Source organism: Mesorhizobium sp. CCNWLY176 (assembly GCF_037153935.1).
Taxonomy (GTDB): Bacteria; Pseudomonadota; Alphaproteobacteria; order Rhizobiales; family Rhizobiaceae; genus Mesorhizobium_M; species Mesorhizobium_M zhangyense.
In genome coordinates, this window is the sequence record NZ_JBBBDZ010000007.1 from 281,867 (window position 1) to 295,438 (window position 13,572).

The 13,572-nt window shown below is 62.1% G+C and carries 13 protein-coding genes; 8 read left to right on the forward strand and 5 right to left on the reverse strand.

All coding sequences use genetic code 11. The features are described 5' to 3' along the window. Nucleotides 1-58 precede the first annotated feature (58 nt). Both WBQ96_RS14560 and WBQ96_RS14565 read left to right on the forward strand, forming a co-directional pair. Nucleotides 59-898 carry an AraC family transcriptional regulator gene (locus WBQ96_RS14560; RefSeq protein WP_336550660.1) on the forward strand — a complete coding sequence of 280 codons (840 nt, stop codon included), beginning with the start codon at nucleotides 59-61 and terminating at the stop codon, nucleotides 896-898. Between the two features lie 82 nt (nucleotides 899-980). Continuing rightward, nucleotides 981-1,412, forward strand: a complete 432-nt coding sequence (locus tag WBQ96_RS14565) for a VOC family protein (RefSeq protein WP_336550659.1) — start codon at nucleotides 981-983, stop codon at nucleotides 1,410-1,412. Here the strand turns inward: WBQ96_RS14565 and WBQ96_RS14570 are convergent, their stop codons facing one another. Both WBQ96_RS14570 and WBQ96_RS14575 read right to left on the reverse strand, forming a co-directional pair. Next, a complete protein-coding gene (locus WBQ96_RS14570; protein ID WP_336550658.1) occupies nucleotides 1,413-2,882 on the reverse strand; it encodes a cobyric acid synthase in 1,470 nt (489 codons plus the stop codon). Between the two features lie 5 nt (nucleotides 2,883-2,887). Continuing rightward, a complete protein-coding gene (locus tag WBQ96_RS14575; protein WP_336550657.1) occupies nucleotides 2,888-3,490 on the reverse strand; it encodes a dimethylsulfonioproprionate lyase family protein in 603 nt (200 codons plus the stop codon). Between the two features lie 214 nt (nucleotides 3,491-3,704). Between WBQ96_RS14575 and WBQ96_RS14580 the strand changes: the two genes are divergently transcribed. Next, entirely contained in the window at nucleotides 3,705-4,874 is a 1,170-nt protein-coding gene (locus WBQ96_RS14580; RefSeq protein WP_336550656.1) for an isobutyryl-CoA dehydrogenase, read from the forward strand. 116 nt (nucleotides 4,875-4,990) lie between these two features. Continuing rightward, entirely contained in the window at nucleotides 4,991-5,875 is an 885-nt protein-coding gene (gene mmsB / locus WBQ96_RS14585) for a 3-hydroxyisobutyrate dehydrogenase (protein ID WP_336550655.1), read from the forward strand. A 274-nt stretch (nucleotides 5,876-6,149) separates the two neighbouring features. Here the strand turns inward: mmsB and WBQ96_RS14590 are convergent, their stop codons facing one another. From WBQ96_RS14590 to WBQ96_RS14600, 3 genes are read right to left on the reverse strand one after another with little or no spacing between them, the layout of a single operon-like run. Next, complete coding sequence (locus WBQ96_RS14590; protein WP_165113018.1) at nucleotides 6,150-6,503, reverse strand: hypothetical protein; 354 nt, start codon at nucleotides 6,501-6,503, stop codon at nucleotides 6,150-6,152. Between the two features lie 9 nt (nucleotides 6,504-6,512). Further along, nucleotides 6,513-6,923 carry a carboxymuconolactone decarboxylase family protein gene (locus WBQ96_RS14595; RefSeq protein ID WP_091912330.1) on the reverse strand — a complete coding sequence of 137 codons (411 nt, stop codon included), beginning with the start codon at nucleotides 6,921-6,923 and terminating at the stop codon, nucleotides 6,513-6,515. 58 nt (nucleotides 6,924-6,981) lie between these two features. After that, nucleotides 6,982-8,364, reverse strand: a complete 1,383-nt coding sequence (locus tag WBQ96_RS14600) for an aspartate aminotransferase family protein (protein WP_336550654.1) — start codon at nucleotides 8,362-8,364, stop codon at nucleotides 6,982-6,984. A gap of 338 nt (nucleotides 8,365-8,702) precedes the next feature. Here WBQ96_RS14600 and WBQ96_RS14605 point away from each other — a divergent pair, with 338 nt between their 5' ends. The 4 genes from WBQ96_RS14605 to WBQ96_RS14620 all read left to right on the forward strand — a co-directional run. After that, nucleotides 8,703-10,280 carry a trimethylamine methyltransferase family protein gene (locus WBQ96_RS14605; RefSeq protein ID WP_336550653.1) on the forward strand — a complete coding sequence of 526 codons (1,578 nt, stop codon included), beginning with the start codon at nucleotides 8,703-8,705 and terminating at the stop codon, nucleotides 10,278-10,280. 8 nt (nucleotides 10,281-10,288) lie between these two features. Continuing rightward, nucleotides 10,289-10,672, forward strand: a complete 384-nt coding sequence (locus WBQ96_RS14610; RefSeq protein WP_336550652.1) for a RidA family protein — start codon at nucleotides 10,289-10,291, stop codon at nucleotides 10,670-10,672. A 48-nt stretch (nucleotides 10,673-10,720) separates the two neighbouring features. Next, nucleotides 10,721-13,294 (forward strand): GcvT family protein, encoded by a 2,574-nt coding sequence (locus WBQ96_RS14615; protein ID WP_336550651.1) that lies wholly within the window; start codon nucleotides 10,721-10,723, stop codon nucleotides 13,292-13,294. Between the two features lie 94 nt (nucleotides 13,295-13,388). Further along, the coding region (locus WBQ96_RS14620; RefSeq protein WP_336550650.1) for a hypothetical protein at nucleotides 13,389-13,572 on the forward strand (184 nt) is incomplete at its 3' end.

Sequence of the window (13,572 nt, forward strand, 5' to 3'; positions counted from 1 at the left end):
GTCGGGTGCTTTTGGTCACCACACGGTTCTGCTAGATTCGGCGTGAAGGAAACGCCGAATGAGCGAAGTATCCGAAACGCGTTCGATACTGGCTGCGCCTCAAGCGGGCGCCTTCGAGATGGTGCAACATGCGCCGGACGCTGCTTTGACCGGTCTGGTCACGCGCATCACCGGCTATCGCGAACTCGTGGCCGGGCATTTTCGCCAGACCGAGGCCGCCTCGCTGACGGTGCCGCTGATCATCAGCTTCGGCGGTGCGTTTTCGATCGGGCTTGGCCGAACGCCAGGTTTCGAAGACAGGGTAACAAGCTTCGCCGCCGGCCTGTTTGCCGGACCGGTCGTCATCGACTCCTTCGGTGACGCCCATTGCATCCAGATCGATTTCACGCCGCTCGGTGCACGGCGGTTCTTCGGTATGCCTATGACCGAACTGACCGGTCGAATGATCGACCTCGGCGACGTGATGGGACGCGAAGGTCGCAACTTGCGCGAACGCTTGAGCGATGTGGCAACGTGGGATCAGCGTCTTGCAATGGCCCAGCGTTTTGTAACCCGACGCCTTGCCGGCGCGGCGCGAGCACCCTCCCCGGTTTCCTGGGCTTTCGACCGTCTGATGGCGAGTGGTGGGCGCATGCCGATCAGCAGGCTTGCGACGGAAATCGGCTGGAGCCGCAAACATCTTGCCAATCGCTTTGCCGCCGAGATCGGGATCGGACCCAAAACGCTGTCACGCATCGTCCGCTTCAACCACGTCCTGACCCTTTCCAAGAGCAGTCAGGGAGATGGATGGGCTGGCATTGCTGCCGAATGCGGCTATGCCGATCAGGCCCATATGGCCCGCGACTTTCACGAACTGGCCGGCACCACGCCTGCTGCTTGGCTGGCGCAAGCCGCATGAACGGGTAACATTTCTTCAAGACGGTGGAACGGCGCTTCGCCAGAATGGGTTCAATCCATTATCAATGGCGAAGGAGGAAACCATGCCTGCAACCGCTTCACTCGAACCGCCACGCATTTACCCGACCTTCCGCTATCGCGACGCCGCCGGGATGATCGACTGGCTGGGCAAAGCCTTCGGTTTTACTGTCCATGCCCGCTACGCCGACGACACGGGCATCGTCCAGCATGCCGAACTGGCACTGGGTTCCGCAATGATCATGCTTGGCACGGCGCGCGATGACGCCTATGGCAAGATGGTCGGCGAGCCGGGCCAGAATGGCGGAAAATCCACCTATGTCGCTGTCGATGACCCCGACGCCCTGTTTGCGCGCGCCAAGACCGCTGGCGCCAAAATTCTCGAAGGCCTGACCGACCGCGACTATAGCAGCCGCGACTTCATCTGCGCCGACCCCGAAGGCAATATCTGGTCCTTCGGCACCTACTGGCCCAAGGCGCACGAGAAAGCCGGCTGATCAGCGCGCGGCGGCAAGGATTGCGTCGACATCGAGATGTGTCTCGAGATGCCCGGCGATCTCGTCCAGTGCCCGCTCGACTTCGGAGCGATAATCGATGCCGCCGCCCTTGATGCCGAGGCTTTCGAGGAATTTCGCGCGGAAAGCATCAGAGCCGAAAAGTCCGTGCATATAGGTGCCGAAGACCTTGCCATCGGCAGATGTCGCACCATCGTCGGCATTGTTGATGATCGCCGTGGGGCGCAGGCAATCCGGCCCGCTGGTAGCACCAAGATGAATTTCGTACCCTGACAGCGGCACATCGAAATGGACCGAACGCGCGGTGACGTTGCGCACCGTCTTTTCCGGCTCCATCGCCGTCTCGATGTCGAGCAGGCCGAGCCCTTCGGCCTCCGTAACACTACCTTCGATGCCGTGCGGATCGCGCACGGTGCGGCCAAGCATCTGGTAGCCACCGCAGATGCCGACGACATGGCCGCCCCGCCGGCGATGGTCGAGCAGATCGCGATCCCAGCCGTTTTCCCGGAACATCAGCAGGTCGCCAATGGTGGATTTTGAGCCGGGGATCACAACGAGCCCGGCATCTTCCGGCAGCCTTTGGCCGGGCGGCACAAACACCACTTCGACCTGGGGTTCTGCGCGCAACGGGTCGAGATCGTCGAAATTGGCGATGCGGCCAAGCATGGGAACGGCGACCTTCAGCGCCCGCTTTTCGCCTGAGGTCAGCCGCTCGAGAATGACCGAATCCTCCGAAGGCAGCAGCGCCGCCGCCTTCAGCCACGGCACGACGCCGAAGCAGGGCCAGCCGGTGAAGCGCTCGATCGCGGCAATACCGTCGTCGAACAGGGTCACGTCGCCGCGGAACTTGTTGATGAGATAGCCGACGATCATGCGCCGGTCTTCCTCCGGCAGGATCAGATGCGTGCCGGCAACCGACGCGATCACTCCGCCGCGATCAATATCGCCGACGAGAATGACCGGCACATCGGCCCGCGTTGCAAAGCCCATATTGGCGATGTCGCGCGGCCTCAGATTGATTTCGGCGGGCGAACCGGCACCCTCGACTATAATGAGATCGGCGCCCTCCCCGAGCTTCTGCCAGGAATCGAGCACCGCGCCCATCAATCGCGGCTTCATCGCCTGGTAGTCGCGCGCCTTGGCCTCGCCAAACACCTTGCCCTGCACGACGACCTGCGCGCCGATATCGCTTTGCGGCTTGAGCAGCACCGGGTTCATATGAATGGATGGCGCGACGCCGCAGGCTATCGCCTGAAGCCATTGGGCACGGCCGATCTCGCCACCGCCCGCCTCGCCCGGAATATCGGCAACGGCGGCATTGTTGGACATGTTCTGCGGCTTGAACGGCCGCACCTTCAGCCCGCGCTTTTTCGCCGCCCGGCACAGGCCGGCAACAAGCACCGTCTTGCCGACATCCGAGCCCGTGCCCTGAAGCATGATCGCCTTAGCCATGATGCTCAGCCCTGCCCGCCGGTGACGGTCGGGCGCACCGCAAGCGGCCCGCCGCGCCACAAATAGAGCGCCAGCAGCGGCTCCTCCCCGGTCTTCATGGCGTGATTGACGTTGGACGGATGATGAATGAGTTCGCCGCCCTCCCTGATGACGAAATCGCCATCGCCCTTGCGCCACTCGGTGCCGCCTGTCAGCGGAATGTAGATTTCCTCGGCCTCGTGATGATGGTCGGGGTAGACGATGTTCGGGCCGAGAATGAGCAATCCGCCGGCCATAGCATCATTTTCAAAATGCCCGCGCGTGCCAAACACTTCCAGCCAGCCGTAATTGTCGATGAAATGCTGGCCGAAATCCTCTGCCGTGTAGGTCTGGCTCCACCGCAGCCCTGAGCGATGATCCGCGACGAACTTTGCCAAAGGTCTCGCCGTGGCCGCCGCAAGTTCGGCGGTGCGGTCGAGATGACTCAGACACGCAAGAGCGTTCGACTCCAGCGCGCGCGGCGCCATCGCCCAGTCGCACGAAGCCGTGAAATCACGCAGGCGCTCATCCTCGAATGTCGCCAGGAAGACGCGAAAATGGTCGAGCAGTTCCTCAAAAAATATCGTCACAACGGGCCTCGAGCATGTATTTGTGCACAGCCGCTCCGCATGGGGTCGGGTTGCGCGGGTGCATCATTGGTCTAGATTGATCGGCACGCCTAGAGCATGATCGCGAAAAGTCGCAGAGTTTTGGCACCAGATCATGCGGCAAAACCAACTTTTCGCGGACAAACCGTCCGGTGTCAAAAAGGTTCGGATGCCGGGAAACGTCAGGGAGGACGCCATGGACGCCGCAGTCGACCCGACCGCCGGTCAGTTCGATCTCAACGAGGATCAACGCGCCATCCAGGAGATGGCTGAGGCCTTCGCGCAGGATCGCGTCGCCCCCAACGCGCTCGAATGGGACAAGCAGCGCCATTTCCCCGCAGACGTGATTCGCGAGACCGGCCCGCTTGGGCTCGGTGGCATCTATGTGCGCGACGATGTCGGCGGCTCGGCGCTCGGTCGCCTCGACGCCGTGCTGGTGTTCGAGGCCCTGTCGAAAGCCTGCCCGGGCTTCGCCTCCTTCATCTCCATCCACAACATGGCGACGTGGATGATCGACCGCTTCGGCAACGAGGAACAGCGCCAGCGCTTCATTCCCAAGCTGACCTCGATGGAATGGCTGGCCAGCTACTGCCTGACCGAACCGGGTTCCGGCTCCGATGCCGCTGCCCTGAAAACCCGCGCAGTGCGCAACGGCAGCGACTATGTCGTGAACGGCGCCAAGCAGTTCATTTCGGGCGCCGGCGACAGCGATGTCTACGTCACCATGGTGCGCACGGGTCAGGACGGCCCGAAAGGCATCTCCACCCTCGTCGTACCCAAGGATGCGCCGGGCCTCTCCTTCGGCGCGGTCGAGAGCAAGATGGGCTGGCACATGCAGTCGACCCGCCAGGTCATCTTCGAGGACTGCAAGGTTCCCGCCGAGAACCTCCTGTCCGACGAAGGTGCAGGCTTCGGCATTGCGATGTCAGGGCTGGATGGCGGGCGCTTGAACATTGCCGCCTGCTCGCTCGGCGGTGCGCAATCGGCGCTCGACAAGGCGGTGAGCTATACGGCAGAACGCAAGGCTTTCGGCCAGGCGATCAACCAGTTCCAGGCGCTGCAGTTCAAGCTCGCCGACATGGAAACCGAATTGCAGGCAGCACGCATTTTCCTCTACACCGCCGCCTCCAAGCTCGACCGCAAGGCGCCGGATGCCGGCAAATGGTCGGCCATGGCCAAGCGCTTCGTCACCGACACCGGCTTCAACGTCGCCAACGACGCCCTACAACTGCATGGCGGCTACGGCTATCTGCACGACTATGGCATCGAGAAACTGGTGCGCGATTTGCGCGTTCACCAGATCCTCGAAGGCACCAACGAAATCATGCGGGTGATCATCGCGCGGGCTTTGATCGGAAGGCAGTAGGGGAATAGGGCAGTAAGGCAGTAGGGAAAGAACTCCCTGTCTACATACTGCCCCACTCCCTTACGGCCTTACTGCCCTACTCCCTTACTCCCCTAACACCCCGGAGGAACCTCAACATGACCACCATCGCCTTCATCGGCCTCGGCAATATGGGCAATCCGATGGCTGCCAATCTCGTCAAGGCGGGTCATGCGGTGCAGGGTTTCGACCTTATGCCCGAAAACCTGACCGTCGCGCGCGAGCATGGCATCACCGTCATGGCGAATGCTGTCACCGCTCTCAAGGACGCCGAGGTCATCATCACCATGCTGCCGGCCGGCAAGCATGTGTTGTCGGTCTATGAGGACATCGCCCCGAAAGCGGAAAAAGGCGCGCTGCTGATCGATTCCTCGACAATCGACGTGGAATCGGCGCGCAAGGCGCATGCCATCGCCGCGAAGCACGGCCTTCTCTCCATCGACGCGCCGGTTTCCGGCGGCACGGGCGGCGCGACCGCCGGCACGCTGACCTTCATGGCCGGCGGCGCGGCTGATGCTTTCGCCAAGGCCGAGCCGATCCTCAAGCCGATGGCCGGACGCATCGTCCATTGCGGCGATGCCGGTGCGGGTCAGGCGGCCAAGATCTGCAACAACATGATCCTCGGCATCTCTATGATCGGCGTGGCCGAGGCCTTCGTGCTGGCCGAAAAGCTCGGCCTGTCGCATCAGGCGCTGTTCGACGTCTCCTCGACGTCTTCGGGCCAGTGCTGGTCGCTGACGACCTACTGCCCCGTGCCCGGTCCGGTGCCGACCTCGCCAGCCAATCGCGACTACAAGCCCGGCTTTGCCGCAGCCCTGATGCTGAAGGACCTGAAGCTGGCGCAGGAGGCTGCACAGGGCGCCGGTGCAGTCACCCCGCTCGGTGCGGAAGCCGCTCAACTCTACGCGCTGTTCAACGCCCAGGGACAGGGCGGCGCCGACTTCTCCGGCATCATCAACTTCCTGCGCGGTGACGCCGCGTAAGCGAGCGGCAGAGGTTTTCGCCGTAAATTCGCCGAAAGATTCAAATTTTTAGATTTGATTAAGCTCTCGCTAACCACGCGGTAACGTTGTGCGGCTAGAACAGTGAGCAGGCGGTCTTCGCAGCCGCCCACCGCTCCGGATCAGGTCTTGCGTACCGGAGCCGTTACCTTCGCAGCGTATCTTCAGTGGCGAAGGGCCATGCGTATGAATGGCAAAGCCGTGCTCTTCCGCCTGGAGGACGCGGTTTTTGCCTTTAGACCGCGTGAAGTCTGCCTCAGCCCTTCGAAGACAATCGGCGGTAATTCGCCTTCACACGCTGGCTGGCCGGTTTCAGCGCCGCCTGAACGGCGCGGTCGGCAGCAACGCCGCTGAACAGAGACGGCGTCCTGCCGGAAAATACGTCGAACCAGAAACTCGATGCCGACTGCATCAGCGACATCTGCGCCGCCACCATGCCCTCGGCCATGGCCGCGTTCTTCTCGTTGATCGCGCGCAGCGTCTCCGTGCCCCACGGATTGGTGCTTCTGTCCTCGCTCAGCATCGTCGGCAGCCGCATGGCGGCCACCATCGGTGCGAGCATCAGGTTTCCGGCTATCGTGGCTGACCGGCGGTTGCTGCGGCTTTTCATGAAATTCTCCTAGCCGCGAGGCTCGAACTGAACGTCGACCGGCGGACGTAAAGCGTTGGCGAGGCGATTGGTTTCATTCGCCATGCCGACCACCGCCAGCAACTCCATGAGCTGAGCCTCGCTCATGCCCTTGGCGCGTGCCGATGCGGTGTGGGAATAGGTACAATACTCGCAGCCATTCGTCGCCGAGACCGCGATGTAAATCATTTCCTTGACCAGCGGATCGAGCGCGCCCTGCCCCATCACCTCGCGCAGCGTTTCCCAGGTGCGCTTCAGCAATGCAGGGTCATGCGCCAGAACCTTCCAGAAATTGTTGATCCAGTCGGTTTTGCGCGTCTGCATAATGTCGTCATAGACGGCACGAACGGCATCGTTCGCCATTTCGTATTCGATCAGAGGAACGATGGGTTTGCCGCTCATGCCGGTCTCCGGTGGTGAATGGACGGACGCGAATTCATCGCGCCCGCCCGTTTCAGTCTCAACTTGCCTTGCGAAGATCGGCTTCGGCGAGGTCGAGCGCCTTGGCGATGCGCTCGCCGGCCATGTCGATGGTTTCGCGGGTCCAGATCAAGGGCGGCGAGAGGATCATCGAGTCGCCCGTCGCACGCAGCATCATGCCTTGCGCAATCGCGTGGTCGCGCACGACGACCGCCGCACTGCCGACCGGCTGGAAACGCTCGCGCGTCGCCTTGTCCTTGACGATCTCGATCGCGCCCATCAGGCCGATGCTGCGAACCTCGCCAACCAATGGGTGGCCGGAAATACGCTCCCTCAGCATCTGTGCGAAGTAAGGCCCGGTGTCGGTCTTGACGCGCTCGATCAGCCCTTCCTTCTCGATGAGCTCGAGGTTCTTCAGCGCCACGGCACAGGCAACCGGATGGCCGGAATAGGTGTAGCCGTGGTTGAACTCGCCGCCCTTCTCCACCAGCGTGGTGGCGATACGGTCGCCGATCAGAAGCGCCGACAGCGGCTGGTAGCCGGAGGTCAGCGCCTTGGCGGTGGTGATCGTGTCGGCTTCGATGCCCATGGTCTGCGCGGCAAACCATTCGCCGGTGCGGCCATAGCCGGTGATGACCTCGTCGAGCATCAAAAGCACATCATATTTGCGGCAGATGCGCTGGATTTCCGGCCAGTAGCTTGCCGGCGGAATCTTTACGCCACCCGCGCCCATGATCGGCTCGCCGATGAAGGCAGCAACGTTTTCGGCACCGGCTTCAAGGATGGCGTCCTCGACGGCCTTTGCCGCGCGCAGGCCGAAATCGTGATCGCTTTCGCCCGGCAGCGCCAGTTCATAGGCGTAAGGCATCATGACATGAACGATGTTTGGCACCGCGCCGCCAAGCTGCTCGTGCATGCCCGACATGCCGCCAAGCGAGGCGCCGGTGATGGTCGAGCCGTGATAGGCCATGTTGCGCGAGATGATGCGGTTCTTCTGCGGCTTGCCTTCCAGCGCCCAATAGTGGCGCACGAGGCGCAGCGCGGTGTCATTCGATTCCGAACCGGACGAACCGTAGAAGACCTGGTTCATGTTCTTCGGCGCGATCTCGGCGAGCTTCTTGGAAAGCAGCACCGGCGTCGGCGTCGAACAGCGGAAGAAGGAGTTGTAGTAAGGCAGTTCCTTCATCTGCTCGTAGGCGGCTTCGGCGAGTTCGTTGCGGCCATAGCCGATATTGACGCACCACAGGCCGGCCATGCCGTCGAGCAGCTCGTTGCCTTCGGAATCATAGATGAACGGGCCGTTGGCGCGGGTGATCATGCGCGCGCCTGCGGCACGCAGATCCTTGTGGTCGGTGAAGGGATGGATGTGATGTGCGGAGTCGATCGCCTGCAGCTGCGCTAGCGAAAAATTCTGGTAAGTCATGGACTTGTTCCTTCCAGTTGAATCATTCCGGCAAGGCCGGCGCGAATTCAAGGGAAGGAAGGCGGCGAGTAGCCGATGCGGGCGCACAGGCGCAAAAGCTCGACGTGGCGCGTTCTGGAAGAAGGCGTCACGGCTATGTCGAGGGTTCGCGGGTGGATCGTGCCCATGGCCCACTCTAGCCGATGCGGACCTGAAGGTTCAAGCCGGCATGCATGGCCAGTGGCCACCTTCCGCTCCGGCATGTCGCTTTGCTCGCGCTAATGGTCGTCGCATCCGCACTAAGCGCGTTGGGCTCGGTCCATTATGCAGCCTGATTTTCGCATAATACGAGGCCCATCATGACTGCTGCCCTCAATCCCGCAGAACCGGTTCTCGCCACCGATCGCGCCCGTCGCGGCGGGCGGGCCGGAAAGCGCGCCGGCGGCTCGGCGGCCTTCGAGCAGCCGCCGTTCCGGCAGCTGAAAATCCCCTTTGCGCCGACGAAGATCATTTCCGACGACGAGCTGGAATCGATCCACCTCGCCTCGCTGCGCGTCTTGAAGGAAATCGGCGTCGACGTGCTGCATGACGAGGCGCGCGCCATCATGAAACGCCATGGTGCCGACGTTCGCGAAGGCACCGAGCGGGTACGCTTCGACAGCGACATGATCCTTGAGCTGATTTCACACGCACCGGCCGAATTCACGCTTCATGCCCGCAACCCGGCCCACAATGTCCGCTTCGGCGGCAACAATCTGGTCATTTCGCAGATGGCGTCCGCGCCAAACTGCTCCGATCTCGACAACGGCCGCCGCCCCGGCAATCAGGCGGACTATCGCAATTTCCTCAAACTCGCCCAGATGCACAACATCCTGCAGACGACAGGCGGATATCCGGTCGAGCCGGTCGATATCCACCCGTCGGTGCGACACCTGGAATGCATCCGCGATCTCGCGACGCTGACCGACAAGGTCTTTCACATCTACTCGCTCGGCAAGGAGCGCAATGTCGACGGCATCGAGATCGCCCGCATCGCGCGCGGCATTTCCCGCGAGCAGTTGCAGGATGAACCCTCGGTCTACACCATCATCAATACCAACTCACCGCTGAAGCTCGACGTTCCGATGATGGAAGGCATCATCCAGATGTCCGGCAGCGGCCAGGTCGTGATCGTCACGCCGTTCACGCTGGCCGGCGCCATGGCCCCGGTGACGGTGGCCGGCGCGCTGGTGCAGCAGAACGCCGAGGCGCTTTCGGGCATCGCCTTCACGCAGATGGTGAAGAAGGGCGCGCCGGTCGGCTATGGCGGCTTCACCTCCAATGTCGACATGAAATCGGGCGCTCCGGCCTTCGGCACGCCTGAATATATGAAGGCGCAGATGATCGGCGGCCAGCTCGCGCGCCGCTACCAGATCCCCTACCGCACCTCCAATGTCTGCGCCGCCAACACGGTCGATGCGCAGGCAGCCTATGAAAGCGTGTTTTCGCTATGGGGCGCAATCCAGGGCGGAGCCAACTTCATCCTGCACGGCGCCGGCTGGCTCGAAGGCGGGCTGCGCTGCTCCTATGAAAAAACGATCCTCGACATCGACCTTTTGCAGATGGTGGCGGAATTCCTGACACCGCTGGACCTCTCCGACGACGCGCTCGGCTTCAACGCCATCGAATCCGTCGGCCCCGGCGGCCATTTCTTCGGCACGCAGCACACCCAGGACCGCTACAAGACCGCCTTCTATTCGCCGATTATTTCGGACTGGCGCAATTTCGAGACCTGGGCCGAAGCCGGCAGCCCCACCGCCATGGAGCGGGCGAACCGCATCTGGAAAGAGCGCCTCGCCACCTACGAGAAGCCCTATATGGACCCGGCTATCACCGAGGAGATCGACGCCTTCGTCGCCAAGCGCCGGGCCGAAGGCGGCGCACCGACGGATTTTTGAGGGACATTATGAAACTGAAACCGATCAACGCACCCGACGCGCCGCAGCCCGCCGGCGGTTACGTGCAGGCCATGGAAGTTACCGGGGCCAGCCGAACGCTCTATATCAGCGGCCAAATTCCGGTAGCAGCCGACGGCAGCGTCCCCGAAAAATTCGAGGATCAGTCCCGGCTCGCCTGGCAGAACGTGATCGCCCAGTTGCGGGCTGCCGACATGACGCTCGACAATCTCGTCAAGGTGACGATCTTCCTTTCCGACCGAAAATACACCGCCGACTATCGCCGTGTCCGAAATGAGGTGCTGGAGGGTCGGCAGATCGGCCTGACCACCATCATTACCGGCATTTTCGATGAAAGCTGGCTTCTGGAAATCGAAGCGATCGCGGCCGCATAGGGCCTGCGAACGCCTTGACTCAAAACTCCCATCAACGGAACTAACCACATGAAATCCCACGTAAAAGCTGTAGTCATCGGTGGCGGCGTCGTTGGCTGCTCGGTGCTCTATCATCTTGCCCGCGCCGGTTGGACCGATGTCATGCTGATCGAGCGTTCGGAGCTGACCTCCGGCTCGTCCTGGCATGCGGCCGGCGGCTTCCACACACTGAACGGCGATCCCAACGTCGCCAAGCTGCAGGCCTATACGGTGCAGCTCTACAAGGAGCTGGAGGAGATTTCCGGCCAGTCCTGCTCGCTGCATCTCACCGGCGGCATCATGATGGCCGACACGCCGGAGCGCATGGACTTCCTGCGGCTGGCTCACGCCAAGGGCCGCTATCTCGGCATGGACACGGAGCTGATCACGCCGTCCGAAGCCAAGGCGATGTTCCCCTTCATGGACGAGACGAATTTCGTCGGCGCCATGTGGGACCCGGTCGAGGGCCATCTCGACCCCTCCGGCACCACCCACGCCTATGCCAAGGCGGCCCAAAAGCTCGGTGCGCAGATCGTGCTGCGCAACCCGGTCAAGGAATTGACGCAGGAGGTCGACGGCACATGGAACGTCGTCACCGAACAGGGAACGGTGAAGGCCGAGCATGTGGTGAACTGCGGCGGCCTGTGGGCCCGCGAGATCGGCCGCATGGTCGGGCTCGAACTGCCGGTGCTGGCCATGGAGCACATGTATCTGCTGACCGAGCCGATGCCCGAGGTCGAGGCGTTCAATAAGGAAACCGGCCGCGAAATGGTCGGCGTGCTCGATTTCAAGGGCGAGATCTACACCCGCCAGGAGCGTAACGGCATCCTGCTCGGCACTTATGAAAAGGCCTGTAAGCCATGGTCGCCGGTCAACACGCCCTGGGATTTCGGGCACGAACTGCTCCAGCCCGATATCGACCGTATCGCGCCGTCGCTGGAAATCGGCTTCAAGCATTTTCCGGGTATTGCGAACGCCGGCATCAAGCAGATCATCAACGGCCCCTTCACCTTCGCGCCCGACGGCAACCCGCTGGTCGGGCCGGTTCAGGGCCTGACGAACTATTGGACGGCCTGCGCCGTCATGGCGGGCTTTTCACAGGGTGGCGGTGTCGGGCTGGCGCTGTCGAACTGGATGGTCAATGGCGATCCGGGCTTCGACGTCTGGGGCATGGATGTCACCCGCTACGGCGAATGGGCAAGCCTGCGCTACACCAACGCCAAGGTGCGCGAAAACTATTCGCGCCGCTTCTCGATCCGTTTCCCCAACGAGGAATTGCCGGCCGCGCGCCCGGCGCAAACCACGCCGCTCTACGACACCATGGTGGCCCAGAACGCCGTCATGGGCGACTCATGGGGCCTGGAAACGCCGCTCTGGTTCGCGCCGAAAGGCACCGAGCCCAAGGACATCGTCTCCTTCCACCGCTCCAATGATTTCGAGCACATCGGCAACGAAGTCCGCGCGACGCGCGAAAGCGTCGGCGTCACCGAAATCGCCAACTTCGCCAAATATGAGGTGAGCGGCCCCGGTGCGGAGAATTTCCTCAACCGCCTGATGACCAACCGCATGCCGAAGACCGGGCGTCTGGTGCTGACGCCGATGCTCAACGAGTTCGGCAAGCTGATCGGCGACTTCACCATCGCCAAATGCGCCGAGGACCGCTTCATGATCTGGGGTTCGTCGGCCGCGCAGAAATACCATATGCGCTGGTTCGAAAAGCAGCTGCCAAAGGATGGTTCCGTTCGCATCCATCGCTTCGACCAGACGCTGGTCGGCCTCTCGATTGCCGGCCCGCGCTCGCAGGCCCTGCTCGCCAAGCTGGTCGATGCCGACGTGTCGACCAAGGCCTTCCGCTTCATGGATTTCCGCGAGATGGCTGTCGGCGGCGCGCCCTGCATGGTCAACCGCATCAGCTACACCGGCGATCTCGGCTACGAAATCTGGATGGCGCCAGCCTATCAGCGGCTCGTCTACAAGGCGATCAAGGACGCCGGCGAGGAATTCGGCATCGTCGATTTCGGCATGCGCGCCCTGCTATCCATGCGCCTCGAAAAGAATTTCCCGACATGGTTCCGCGAATTGCGGCCGATCTACGGGCCGTTCGAAGGCTCGATGGACCGCTTCACCCGGCTGGAGAAAAAAGACTTCGTTGGGCGTGACGCAGCAGCCAAGGAACAGGCTGAAGGGCCGAAACTTCGCCGCGTATCGATGATCGTGGAAGCCAACGGCGCCGACGTGATGGGCGACGAGCCGATCTGGGCCAAGGTCGGCGCAACCGATCACGGCACGATCGACAAGCCGCACGGCTATGGTGCCCCGCGCTTCGACGAAACTGGTGCCGAGACCCGCACGTCGGAAGCCCACGAAGGCGCGTCAAGCATTCGCGGCATCGTCGATGGCGAATGGCGCGTGGTCGGCTGGGTGACGTCGGGCGGCTATGCGCATTACGTCCAGAAGTCCCTGGCGCAGGGTTATCTGCCTGCCGCACTCGCCGAAAACGACAATGAAGGCATGTTCGAGATCGAAATCCTCGGGCACCGCCGCCCTGCCCGCATCAACATCCAGCCGCTGTTCGATCCGGCGGGTGAAAAGATGCGGGGGTGAGCATTAGAATCGTTGGAAATTTAGGGCAGCGCCATTGAGTTAGCAGAAGGCAAGCGACATTCTCCGCTCAAGAAGATGCGGTCAGAGGGAAACCATGTCGTTTGCTAGCTATCAAGAGATTCTGAAGTTTCAACAATCTGCAAATCCATTTGTTGACCTGCCACTGAACTTTCATCCAGCGGCGATTAGAGCCTCGGCCGTTTTTGATCCGATACCATTCTTTGGACCGCCGGAAGGTGGAGTTTCCCGGCTATATCCCGATGGCGGGCTGGTGGCGC

Coding starts and splice junctions, on each gene's coding strand:
- WBQ96_RS14560 (WP_336550660.1), top strand. CDS start 59: ATGAGCGAAGTATCCGAAACGCGTTCGATACTGGCTGCGCCTCAAGCG.
- WBQ96_RS14565 (WP_336550659.1), top strand. CDS start 981: ATGCCTGCAACCGCTTCACTCGAACCGCCACGCATTTACCCGACCTTC.
- WBQ96_RS14570 (WP_336550658.1), bottom strand. CDS start 2,882: ATGGCTAAGGCGATCATGCTTCAGGGCACGGGCTCGGATGTCGGCAAG.
- WBQ96_RS14580 (WP_336550656.1), top strand. CDS start 3,705: ATGGACGCCGCAGTCGACCCGACCGCCGGTCAGTTCGATCTCAACGAG.
- mmsB (WP_336550655.1), top strand. CDS start 4,991: ATGACCACCATCGCCTTCATCGGCCTCGGCAATATGGGCAATCCGATG.
- WBQ96_RS14590 (WP_165113018.1), bottom strand. CDS start 6,503: ATGAAAAGCCGCAGCAACCGCCGGTCAGCCACGATAGCCGGAAACCTG.
- WBQ96_RS14595 (WP_091912330.1), bottom strand. CDS start 6,923: ATGAGCGGCAAACCCATCGTTCCTCTGATCGAATACGAAATGGCGAAC.
- WBQ96_RS14600 (WP_336550654.1), bottom strand. CDS start 8,364: ATGACTTACCAGAATTTTTCGCTAGCGCAGCTGCAGGCGATCGACTCC.
- WBQ96_RS14605 (WP_336550653.1), top strand. CDS start 8,703: ATGACTGCTGCCCTCAATCCCGCAGAACCGGTTCTCGCCACCGATCGC.
- WBQ96_RS14610 (WP_336550652.1), top strand. CDS start 10,289: ATGAAACTGAAACCGATCAACGCACCCGACGCGCCGCAGCCCGCCGGC.
- WBQ96_RS14615 (WP_336550651.1), top strand. CDS start 10,721: ATGAAATCCCACGTAAAAGCTGTAGTCATCGGTGGCGGCGTCGTTGGC.